The following is a 10,289-nucleotide window of genomic DNA, read 5'->3' on the forward strand; positions in this document are numbered from 1 at the left end:
ATGCCGAGCCAGACCGCGATCCTCGACGCCCATTACATGGCCCGTGCCCTGGAACTTGCGCGCAAGGGCGTCTACACCACCCACCCCAACCCGCGTGTGGGTTGCGTGATCGTCCGCGATGACGAGGTGGTCGGTGAGGGCTGGCATGTGCGCGCCGGCGAGCCGCATGCCGAGGTGCATGCCCTGCGCCAGGCCGGTGAGCGTGCCCGCGGCGCCTGTGCTTATGTGACGCTTGAGCCGTGCAGCCACCATGGCCGCACCCCACCCTGTGCCGAAGCGCTGGTGCAGGCGGGCGTGGCGCGCGTGGTCGCCGCCATGCAGGACCCCAACCCGCAGGTCGCCGGAAAAGGACTGCAGCGCCTGGCCGATGCAGGCATCGAAGTCGCCAGCGGTGTGCTCGAAGCCGAGGCCCGTGCCCTCAACCCCGGGTTCCTCAAGCGCATGGAACATGGCCTGCCGTTCGTTCGCGCCAAGCTGGCCATGAGCCTGGACGGCCGTACCGCCATGGCCAGTGGCGAAAGCCAGTGGATCACCGGCCCCGCCGCCCGTTGCGCCGTGCAGCGCCTGCGGGCCCGTGCCAGCGTGGTGTTGACCAGCGCCGCCAGTGTGCTGGCCGACAACGCGCGGATGACCGTGCGCGCTGGCGAGCTCGGCCTGGATGAAGAAACCACCGCCTTGGCGATGAGCCGCATACCGCTGCGTGTGCTGATCGACGGCCGCCTGCGTTTGCCGCTGGATGCCCCATTCTTCCTGGCCGGCCCGGCCCTGGTGGTGACCGCCCTGGCCGATGATCCGCGTTATGCCGAGGCCGGCCACGAACTGCTGAGCCTGCCCGGCAGCGACGGCCAGGTCGATCTGCCGGCCTTGCTGCAGGCCCTGGCCGCCCGTGGCGTCAACGAGATCCTGCTGGAAGCCGGCGCGGGCCTGGTCGGTGCCTTCGCCCAGCAAGGCCTGGTCGATGAGTACCAGTTGTTCGTCGCCGGCACCTTCCTCGGCTCCCAGGCCCGGCCGCTGCTGGACTGGCCGCTGAGCAGGATGAGCGAAGCGCCGCGGCTGAAAATCACCGAAATGCGCGCAGTGGGCGATGACTGGCGGGTCACGGCCATCCCACTGCCGGCGCCCGGCGTATAATGCCGGGCTTGCCCCGCGCAACCCGTTTTTGAGGAAGACCCCATGTTCACCGGCATCATCGAATCCATCGGCACCATTCGCAGCCTGACCCCCAAGGGCGGTGACGTGCGCGTCTACGTCGAGACCGGCAAGCTCGACCTGGGTGACGTCAAGCTCGGCGACAGCATTGCCGTCAACGGCGTGTGCCTCACGGCGGTCGAGCTGCCAGGCGATGGTTTCTGGGCCGACGTCAGCGTCGAGACCCTCAAGCGCACCGCCTTCATCGACCTCAAGAGCGGCAGCAAGGTCAACCTGGAGAAAGCCCTGACCCCGACCACCCGTCTGGGCGGTCACCTGGTCAGCGGTCACGTCGACGGCGTCGGCGAAATCATTTCGCGCAGCGATAGCGCCCGCGCCATCCAGTTCCGCGTGCGCGCACCCAAGGAACTGGCCAAGTACATCGCCCACAAGGGTTCGATCACCGTCGACGGCACCAGCCTGACGGTCAATGAGGTCGATGGCGCCGAGTTCGAGCTGACCATCGTCCCGCACACCCTGTCCGAAACCATCATGGCCGACTACCGCGCAGGGCGTCGGATCAACCTTGAGGTCGACCTGCTGGCCCGTTACCTGGAGCGTCTGCTGCTGGGCGACAAGGCGGCCGAACCGAGCAAGGGCAGTGGCATCACCGAAAGCTTCCTGGCCGCCAACGGCTTCTTGAAATCCTGATTGAGAAGGGGGTGCCGCGTGGCGCTCAACAGCATCGAAGAACTGGTCGAAGACATCCGCCAGGGCAAAATGGTCATCCTCATGGATGACGAAGACCGCGAGAACGAAGGCGACATCATCATGGCCGCCGAGTGCTGCCTGCCAGAGCACATCAACTTCATGGCCAAGCACGCCCGCGGCCTGATCTGCATGCCGATGACCCGCGAGCGCTGCGAAACGCTCAAGTTGCCGCTGATGGCGCCACGCAACGGCTCGGGCTTCGGCACCAAGTTCACCGTGTCGATCGAAGCCGCCGAAGGCGTCACCACCGGCATTTCCGCCGCTGACCGCGCGCGTACTGTGCAGGCTGCCGCCGCCAAGGATGCCAAGGCCGAAGACATCGTCAGCCCTGGCCACATCTTCCCGCTGATGGCCCAGCCCGGCGGTACCCTGGCCCGTGCCGGCCACACCGAAGCCGCCTGCGACCTGGCGCGCATGGCCGGCTTCGAGCCGAGCGGCGTGATCTGCGAAGTGATGAACGACGACGGCACCATGTCGCGCCGCGCCGAGCTGGAAGTGTTCGCCGCCGAGCACGGCCTGAAGATCGGCACCATTGCCGACCTGATCCACTACCGCATGATCCACGAGCGCACGGTGCAGCGCGTCTCCGAGCAGCCGATCGAAAGCGAGCTGGGTGAGTTCAACCTGGTCACCTACCGCGACGCGGTGGAAGGCGACGTGCACATGGCCCTGACCCTGGGCAAGATCTGCGCCGAAGAGCCAACCCTGGTGCGCGTGCACAACATGGACCCGCTGCGTGATCTGCTGATGGTCAAGCAGCCGGGCCGCTGGAGCCTGCGCGCGGCCATGGCCGCCGTGGCCGAGGCCGGCAGCGGCGTGGTACTGCTGCTGGGCCACCCGCTGGACGGCGACGTGCTGTTGGCGCACATCCGCGAAAGCGCGGGTGATGCACCGACCAAAGCCCCGACTACCTACAGCACTGTCGGTGCAGGTTCGCAGATCCTGCGTGACCTCGGTGTGCGCAAGATGCGCCTGATGAGTTCGCCGATGAAGTTCAATGCGATATCCGGATTCGATCTGGAAGTTGTAGAATACGTGCCCTCCGAGTGACTTGAGGCGGCATTGACGCCCTGCAGCTCGAGTCCAGACCCCTGCCGAGGCCGCTTGTATGCGGCCTCGCTCTTGAACATGAGAATATCGGAATGACCCTGAAGACCATCGAAGGTACCTTCATCGCCCCCAAAGGTCGCTATGCTTTGGTGGTTGGCCGCTTCAACAGCTTCGTCGTCGAAAGCCTGGTAAGCGGCGCCGTTGATGCCCTGGTACGCCACGGCGTCAGCGAAAGCGAGATCACCATCATCCGTGCCCCGGGCGCGTTCGAAATCCCGCTGGTGGCACAGAAAGTCGCCCAGCAGGGTGAATACGACGCGATCATCGCCCTGGGCGCCGTGATCCGTGGCGGTACCCCGCACTTTGAATACGTGGCGGGCGAATGCACCAAGGGCCTGGCCCAGGTGTCCATGGAGTTCGGCGTGCCGGTGGCCTTCGGTGTCCTGACCGTCGACTCCATCGAGCAAGCCATCGAGCGTTCCGGCACCAAGGCCGGTAACAAAGGTGCTGAAGCTGCCCTGTCCGCTCTGGAAATGGTCAGCCTGCTGGCGCAGTTGGAGGCCAAGTGATTAGCGACGAAAGCGATCGTTTCAACCCGCGCGATCCAAAACCTGCGGATGCCGGCAAGCCATCGAAAAGCGCCAAGCGCCGCGAGGCCCGCAAGCTCGCGACCCAGGCCCTGTACCAATGGCACATGGCTCAGCATTCGCTGAACGAGATCGAAGCGCAGTTCCGGGTCGATAACGATTTCACCGATGTCGACGGTGCCTATTTCCGCGAGATCCTGCATGGGGTTCCGGCGATCAAGGGCGAAATCGACAACGCGCTGAAGCCGTGCATGACCATTGCCATGGAAGAGCTCGATCCGGTCGAACTGGCCGTGCTGCGCCTGTCCACCTGGGAATTGATCAAGCGCGTCGACGTGCCGTACCGCGTGGTAATCAACGAAGGCGTGGAACTGGCCAAGGTCTACGGCGCCACTGACGGCCACAAGTTCGTCAACGGCGTGCTGGACAAGCTGGCGCCTTCGCTGCGCGAAGCAGAAGTCAAGGCGAACAAGCGCTGATCCTGGCGCTGTCGAGCCATGGGTGAGTTCGAGCTGATCAACCATTACTTCGCCGCCGCGCCTTGTGCGCAGGGTGGCGAGGGCGTGGCCCTGGGCATCGGCGATGACTGTGCGCTGCTCGACCTTCCCCCCGGCGAGCAACTGGCGGTGTCGACCGACACCCTGGTCGCCGGGGTGCACTTCCCGGCGGTCTGCGACCCGCAGCTGCTTGGCCAGCGCGCGCTGGCCGTGGCGGCCAGCGACCTGGCGGCGATGGGTGCCCACGCCATCGGCTTTACCCTCGCACTTACCCTGCCCAACGTTGGCCCGGACTGGCTTGCGGCCTTTGCCGACGGCCTCAGCCGCATGGCCCAGCGTTGCCGCATGAGCCTGATTGGCGGCGACACCACTCGCGGTCCCCTGAGCATCACCGTTACCGTGTTCGGCCGTGTCCCGGCTGGCCAGGCGTTGCGCCGCAGCGGTGCGCGGCCGGGCGACCTGCTGTGTGTCGGCGGCGTGCTGGGCAAGGCCGCCGGGGCGTTGCCACTGGTGCTGGGTGAGCGCGAAGCACCGGCCGAGCAGGCCGAGCCGCTGCTGGCGCACTACTGGTCGCCGCAGCCCCAACTCGACCTCGGCCTGCGCCTGCGCGGCCTGGCCACGGCGGCGTTGGACATCTCCGACGGCCTGCTTGCCGACTGCGGGCATATCGCCAAGGCGTCGGCGGTCGCGCTTGAGGTGAACCTGGCGCAGGTGCCAGTGTCTCCTGCATTAGAAGCCTTTCTCGGCCGTGAAGCGGCGGTACAGGCGGCGCTCATCGGCGGCGACGACTACGTGCTGGCCTTCACTTTACCGCAGCAAGCGCTTTCAACCCTGGCCGACGTTGGCGTGCACGTCATCGGCCGAGTCCGTGAAGGGCAGGGCGTAACCCTGCTAGATCCGCAGGGCCAGGACATCACCCCCGTACAGCGGGGCTATCAACACTTTAGGGAGACACCGTGACCGACCACCCCAACCAGGTGCCTGCGGAGTTCGTTCCGCCCTCGGTCTGGCGCAACCCGTGGCACTTCATCGCCTTTGGCTTCGGTTCCGGCACCTTGCCCAAGGCCCCCGGCACCTGGGGCTCGATGGTGGCCATCCCGTTCATCCCGCTGTGGCAGATGCTCCCCGACTGGGGTTACTGGCTGTTGCTGGGCGTGACCATGCTGTTCGGCTTCTGGCTGTGCGGCAAGGTGGCCAATGACTTGCGCGTCCACGATCATGAAGGCATTGTCTGGGACGAGATGGTCGGCATGTGGATCACCCTGTGGCTGGTGCCGGAAGGGTGGCAGTGGATCCTTGCAGGTTTCCTGATGTTCCGCTTCTTCGACATTCTCAAGCCTTGGCCGATTCGCTGGATCGATCGCCATGTGCACGGCGGCGTCGGCATCATGCTCGACGATATCCTGGCAGGCGTGTTCGCCTGGCTGGGCATGCAGGTTCTGGTGTGGGCGGTTGGCTGAAACAGGGAGCGCTTCGATGGCCATAAGGACTGTGCTGCTGGCGGTTTTGCTGAGTTTTGCTCCTTGGGTAGCGACGGCCGAGGGCGTGCCGAAGCAGGTCCACCTGGTCAGCGAAGAATGGCTGGACTACACCAATGCCGACGGCAGCGGGGTGGCCTGGGACGTCTTGCGCAAGGTGTTCGAGCCCGCTGGGGTCAAGGTCGTCACCCAGAGCGCGCCCTATAGCCGTGCGGTCGGGTTGGTCAAGCGTGGCGAGGCCGATGCCTGGGTAGGGTCGTACAAGGACGAGAACGACGATAACCTCTACCCGCGCTGGCACTTCGATATGGACCATATCTATGCCCTGGGTCTTGTTGGCAAGCCTGTGCCGACCCTGGACACCGTGGGTCAGTACCGTTTGGCCTGGGTGCGCGGCTACGACTACGGCAGCTACCTTCCTAATGTGACGAACTTCCGTGAAATTCAGCGGCGCGAGGGCATTCTGCCGATGCTCGAGCATGATCGCGTGGATTTTTATATCGATGCGCAGACCGAAGTCGATTACGTGCTCAGCCAAAGCTCGCAGCCCGAGCGCTTCCGTCGCACCCATGTGGCGGAGCTGCCGTTATATCTGGCCTTCGCCCGCAATGACCAGGCCAAGGCCCTGCGCGAGCTGTACGACAAGCGCATGGCAGAATTGGTACGCAGCGGCGAGCTGCGACCGATTTTCGAGCGTTGGAAGCAGCCGTATCCATTCGCCAGCAACAGCCAGCCGCAATAGCCAAACTGACGTAGAACACTGTGGGAGCGGGCTTGCCCCGCGAACACCGGCAAAGCCGGTGCCATCCACCGCAGTGCCTGCTTCGCGGGACAAGCCCGCTCCCACAGGGATAGCATGCTGATTCAAGGAGACTAAGCATCGAACTTTTCGATCTTACCCTGCGGTATTCAACCGGCGCGCCAGCGCCGACCTGCTGATACAATCGCTTCACGAGAAATTTCCTACTTATCCAGGAGCACAACGTGCCCGTCGTCTTTGTTGCCGCCTCTAAACTCCCGACCCCCTTTGCGACTTTCACCATGCATGGTTTCCTCGAAGAAGCCACTGGCCGTGAGCACGTGGTGCTCAGCCTGGGTGATATCGCCGACGGCGAGCCGGTGCTGGGGCGCCTGCACTCCGAGTGCCTGACCGGCGATGCCCTGTTCAGCCAGCGTTGCGACTGCGGTTCGCAGCTGGAAGCCGCCCTGCAGGCCATCGCCCGCGAAGGCCGGGGCGTGCTGCTGTACTTGCGCCAGGAAGGCCGTGGTATTGGCCTGTTGAACAAGATTCGCGCCTACGAGCTGCAGGACGGCGGCGCCGACACCGTAGAAGCCAACGAGCGCCTGGGCTTTGCCGCCGACCAGCGTGACTATGCCATCTGCCTGCCGATGCTCGAGCACCTGGGCGTGAAGTCGCTGCGCCTGATGACCAACAACCCGCGCAAGGTCAAGGCCTTGACCGACATGAACATCAAGGTCGCCGCGCGCGTGCCGCTGCACACCGGGCACAACCCGCACAACCGGTACTACCTGGCGACCAAGGCCGACAAGCTCGGCCACATGCTGGGTAACGAGCACCAGGGCGAGGTGCCCCAGGCGTGACCCGTGGCGAGGTGAAGCGGCGCCTGGCGCTGGCCTGGTGGCAATATCTGGCGGTTGGCCTGGTGCCGCTGCCGGTGATGGCCTGGGCCTTTGGCGGTGGCGATGCGCTGATCCCGGTATTGGCCATGCCGCTGTTCATCGCCGGCGCGGCGACCATGTTCCTCAGCCTGCCACGCTTCGGTGCCTACAAGCGTGCCTTGATCGCCACCTCCAAGGTCTTGGGTACGGCTGAAGAGCCTGCCGCCTGGATCGAGCTGGCGCGGGTGCGGCGCATGGCCATGCTGTTCGCTTGCATCCCTGCGTGGGTCGCCGCGTTGTCGGTGCTGGTGGGGCTTGAGGCGGTGCCGCAGATCCTCCTGGCGTTGTCCACGGCGGTGATTCTTTACCTCTACCGCATTCCGCGTCAGCTGGGCTGATGCGCGTCCTGCTCTGCCTGCTGGCACTGCTGGCCTGCACTGCCCAGGCTGGTGGGCATTTGCGTGTGGTCAGCCTCGCGCCCTCGATGAGCGAGATCATGCTTGAACTGCAGGCCGATGACCTGCTGGTAGGCGTTCTCGACGGCGGCGAGCGGCCGGCGGCGCTGCGTGACCTGCCTTCGGTAGGGCGCCAGGGTCAACTGGACATGGAGCGCCTGCTCAGCCTCAAACCGGACCTGCTGCTGTTCTGGCCTGGGGGTGTGGCTTCGGCTCAGCTTGATCAGCTCAAACGCCTGGGCATCGCAACCTACAGTGCCGAACCGCACAACCTTGACCAGTTGCTCGAACAGATCGAGGCCCTTGCCGTCCGGGTCGGCCGGGCTGAACAAGGGCGGGACCATGTCCAGGCTCTGCGCGCGCGATTGCAGCAGTTGCGCCAGCAGTACCGGCGTGAGCAGCCGCTGCGGGTGTTCTATCAGGTATGGGATCGGCCGTTGTATACCCTGGGTGGGCGTCAGGTGGTCAGCGATGCCTTGGTCGTGTGCGGGGCGCGCAACATCTTTGCCGATCTGAGCCAGCCAGCGCCGCAGGTGAATGTCGAATCGGTACTGCTGCGCGATCCACAGGTGATTCTGGCGGGTGATACGGCGCAGTTGGCGAGCTGGAAGGCCTGGCCTCGGCTCAATGCGCGGTTGTTGGTAGTGCCCGACAAAGGCCTGGAGCGGCCCAGCGGGCAGATGATCGAAGCCACCGCCCGCCTGTGCGCGCTGCTTGCGGCTAAAGCGCCGGTGTCCAGGTAACGCTGAACAGGGCTGTGCGGCCTTCTTCGCGGTAGCCGTAGCTGGCCCCTTGGTAGCTGTACAGCGCGCGGCTGTAGCCTTTGTCCAACAGGTTATCCAGCTTCAATTCCAGCTTCACCTCATCGGTCGCCGCCCAGCTGCCGCGCAGGCCCAGCAGGCCGTAACCGCCCAGGCGATTGCGGTTGGCCTCATCGTCATAGCTGGCACTCACGGCTTGCCAACTGCCGCCTACGCTGAAGCGCTCGAACTGACGGTCCAGGTCCAGGCTCAGGGTACGCCGCGCGCGACGGGCGAGGGTGTGGCCGCTGTCGCGATCACGCGGGTCGATCAAGGCCAGGCCGAGCTGGCTGCGCCATTCGCCCCACTGCTGAACCAGGGTCATTTCGAAGCCGTTGATGCGCGCCGAGGCGACGTTACGCGGGATCGAGCCTTGGCCGAAGATGATCGCGTCGCGCAAGTCGGTGCGGTACAGCGAGGTTTCCAGGCGGCTGTCGCCACTCAGCTGGCTGCGCCACTGCAGCTCGTAGCTCCTGGAATGCTCCGGGTCGAGGTCCGGGTTGCTGAATTGCGGGTAGTACAGGTCGTTGAACGTCGGGGCGCGGAAGCCTTCGCTGTAGGACAACAGTACGTCGTTATGCGCATTCAGCGGTACGCTCAGGCTGCCACTCCAGGTGGTCTGGCCGCCGAACTGTTGGTTCTGGTCGCGACGCACACCCAGCTCGGTGGAGAAGCGCTCGCTGCTGAAGCGATGCTGAATGAACGCGGCGCGGTTCCAACGGCTGTCCTCGGTGAAGTCGGTGCTGCCGTGCACACGGTCTTCATACCAGTCGCCACCGACCAGCAGGCTGTGCTGATCGGTCAGGGCCAGGTCGTTCTGCCAGGTGACCTGGTCGCGGTAGGTGTTGAACACGAAACGTTCATCGCTGAGCTTGTCGCGCTTGTCGTCGCGGTTTTCGCTATGGCCGAGTTCCAGGCGTGAGTGCCACAGGTCATTCAACTGGGCATCGAAGTAGCTACCCAGGCTGCTGACGCTGAAGTCGGTGTAGGGTTTTTGCCCAAAACTTTCGAGCGTGACCGGGTCGAAGCCGCCGAACGGGTTGTCGTACTCGCTGCGGCCACGGCTATCGAGCAGGTTCAGGCCTGCTTCGAAGCGCTCGCCGAAGGTGTGGTTCAGGCTCAGGTTGAATGACTTGTTGCGGTAGGCGTCGTGATCGCCGTCACTGGCGAAAGACGGCCCGGTGGAATCGATACCCGCCGTCTCGTCCAGGCTGGCGCCGAGGTTGAAGCGCGTGGCGCCATCCCCACCGGACAGGCCCAGGCTGCGTTGCCAGGTCTGGTTGCTGCCAGCGGCCAGGCGCAGGCGCGGCTGCAGGCCGGGGCCGCTGCTGCGGCGGGTGAAGATCTGGATCACGCCGCCGATGGCATCGCTGCCGTAGACCGCCGAGCGCGAGCCGCGCAGCACTTCGACGCGTTCGATCTGGTCGACATCGAGAAACTGCAGGCCGCTGTCGCCGGAGGTGGCGTTGGCAATCCGCACGCCATCGACCAGCACCAGGCTTTGTGCGGCCTTGGTGCCGCGAATGAAGATGCCCGGCAGGCTGCCACGGCCACCGGTGGGCGCGACTTGCACGCCGGGTACGCGGGTGAGCAGGTCGGTGACGCTGGTGGGTTGCAAGCGGTCGATGTCGTGACGGGTAAAGACAGTGTTGGCCGCGCTGGTGGCGGTGCGTGATTCGACCTGGCGGTTGGCGCTGATCAGGACGTCGGGGAGTTTCAGGGCGTCGTCGCGCTCGGCGGCCAGGAGGCATGCGGGGGCGCAGAGCAGGGCGGTACAAGCGAATTTCTTCATGGGCAGTTCCATGGCATTCGCGGGTGTACGACCGGAGACATCGTTTACATAGTAAACCGGGGACATGGTTTACACATTTGAGGCTTGGACGCGGTTTTCGCCTCGTCCAAG

The 10,289-nt window shown here is 65.0% G+C and carries 12 protein-coding genes; 11 read left to right on the plus strand and 1 reads right to left on the minus strand.

The genetic code is table 11. The features are described 5' to 3' along the window. The 11 genes from ribD to ACZ6YA_RS24625 all read left to right on the plus strand — a co-directional run bounded on the left by ribD (position 1) and on the right by ACZ6YA_RS24625 (position 8,329). Entirely contained in the window at positions 1-1,131 is a 1,131-nt protein-coding gene (gene ribD / locus ACZ6YA_RS24575) for a bifunctional diaminohydroxyphosphoribosylaminopyrimidine deaminase/5-amino-6-(5-phosphoribosylamino)uracil reductase RibD (protein WP_465900179.1), read from the plus strand. Between the two features lie 42 nt (positions 1,132-1,173). Then, positions 1,174-1,839 carry a riboflavin synthase gene (locus ACZ6YA_RS24580; RefSeq protein ID WP_403135708.1) on the plus strand — a complete coding sequence of 222 codons (666 nt, stop codon included), beginning with the start codon at positions 1,174-1,176 and terminating at the stop codon, positions 1,837-1,839. Positions 1,840-1,857: 18 nt separating this feature from the next. Then, a complete protein-coding gene (gene ribBA, locus ACZ6YA_RS24585; RefSeq protein ID WP_465900181.1) occupies positions 1,858-2,949 on the plus strand; it encodes a bifunctional 3,4-dihydroxy-2-butanone-4-phosphate synthase/GTP cyclohydrolase II in 1,092 nt (363 codons plus the stop codon). A gap of 92 nt (positions 2,950-3,041) precedes the next feature. Beyond that, the gene (gene ribH, locus ACZ6YA_RS24590; protein WP_317660021.1) at positions 3,042-3,518 is read left to right on the plus strand and encodes a 6,7-dimethyl-8-ribityllumazine synthase; all 477 of its coding nucleotides are present in this window, start codon (positions 3,042-3,044) and stop codon (positions 3,516-3,518) included. Beyond that, complete coding sequence (gene nusB / locus ACZ6YA_RS24595; RefSeq protein WP_400798789.1) at positions 3,515-4,015, plus strand: transcription antitermination factor NusB; 501 nt, start codon at positions 3,515-3,517, stop codon at positions 4,013-4,015. Before ribH ends, nusB begins: the two co-directional genes overlap by 4 nt. Before the next feature lie 18 nt (positions 4,016-4,033). After that, complete coding sequence (thiL, locus tag ACZ6YA_RS24600) at positions 4,034-4,993, plus strand: thiamine-phosphate kinase (RefSeq protein WP_465900183.1); 960 nt, start codon at positions 4,034-4,036, stop codon at positions 4,991-4,993. Further along, complete coding sequence (locus tag ACZ6YA_RS24605; protein WP_313714135.1) at positions 4,990-5,493, plus strand: phosphatidylglycerophosphatase A family protein; 504 nt, start codon at positions 4,990-4,992, stop codon at positions 5,491-5,493. The genes thiL and ACZ6YA_RS24605 overlap by 4 nt, the downstream gene beginning before the upstream one ends. A 16-nt stretch (positions 5,494-5,509) precedes the next feature. Further along, complete coding sequence (locus ACZ6YA_RS24610; RefSeq protein WP_465900185.1) at positions 5,510-6,253, plus strand: substrate-binding periplasmic protein; 744 nt, start codon at positions 5,510-5,512, stop codon at positions 6,251-6,253. A 242-nt stretch (positions 6,254-6,495) separates the two neighbouring features. Then, a complete protein-coding gene (ribA, locus tag ACZ6YA_RS24615; RefSeq protein WP_401082140.1) occupies positions 6,496-7,113 on the plus strand; it encodes a GTP cyclohydrolase II in 618 nt (205 codons plus the stop codon). Further along, positions 7,110-7,529, plus strand: coding sequence for an MFS transporter (locus tag ACZ6YA_RS24620; protein WP_465900186.1), 420 nt, complete (start codon positions 7,110-7,112; stop codon positions 7,527-7,529). The genes ribA and ACZ6YA_RS24620 overlap by 4 nt, the downstream gene beginning before the upstream one ends. Continuing rightward, positions 7,529-8,329 carry a cobalamin-binding protein gene (locus ACZ6YA_RS24625; RefSeq protein ID WP_465900188.1) on the plus strand — a complete coding sequence of 267 codons (801 nt, stop codon included), beginning with the start codon at positions 7,529-7,531 and terminating at the stop codon, positions 8,327-8,329. The genes ACZ6YA_RS24620 and ACZ6YA_RS24625 overlap by 1 nt, the downstream gene beginning before the upstream one ends. Here the strand turns inward: ACZ6YA_RS24625 and ACZ6YA_RS24630 are convergent. Continuing rightward, on the minus strand, positions 8,307-10,178 hold the full coding sequence (locus ACZ6YA_RS24630; RefSeq protein ID WP_465900189.1) for a TonB-dependent receptor domain-containing protein: 1,872 nt from the start codon (positions 10,176-10,178) through the stop codon (positions 8,307-8,309). The genes ACZ6YA_RS24625 and ACZ6YA_RS24630 overlap by 23 nt on opposite strands. Positions 10,179-10,289 lie beyond the last annotated feature (111 nt).

It is taken from the genome of Pseudomonas sp. NPDC090752 (assembly GCF_055584805.1).

Coding starts and splice junctions, on each gene's coding strand:
- ribD (WP_465900179.1), top strand. CDS start 1: ATGCCGAGCCAGACCGCGATCCTCGACGCCCATTACATGGCCCGTGCC.
- thiL (WP_465900183.1), top strand. CDS start 4,034: ATGGGTGAGTTCGAGCTGATCAACCATTACTTCGCCGCCGCGCCTTGT.
- ACZ6YA_RS24610 (WP_465900185.1), top strand. CDS start 5,510: ATGGCCATAAGGACTGTGCTGCTGGCGGTTTTGCTGAGTTTTGCTCCT.
- ribH (WP_317660021.1), top strand. CDS start 3,042: ATGACCCTGAAGACCATCGAAGGTACCTTCATCGCCCCCAAAGGTCGC.
- ACZ6YA_RS24625 (WP_465900188.1), top strand. CDS start 7,529: ATGCGCGTCCTGCTCTGCCTGCTGGCACTGCTGGCCTGCACTGCCCAG.
- ACZ6YA_RS24580 (WP_403135708.1), top strand. CDS start 1,174: ATGTTCACCGGCATCATCGAATCCATCGGCACCATTCGCAGCCTGACC.
- ACZ6YA_RS24630 (WP_465900189.1), bottom strand. CDS start 10,178: ATGAAGAAATTCGCTTGTACCGCCCTGCTCTGCGCCCCCGCATGCCTC.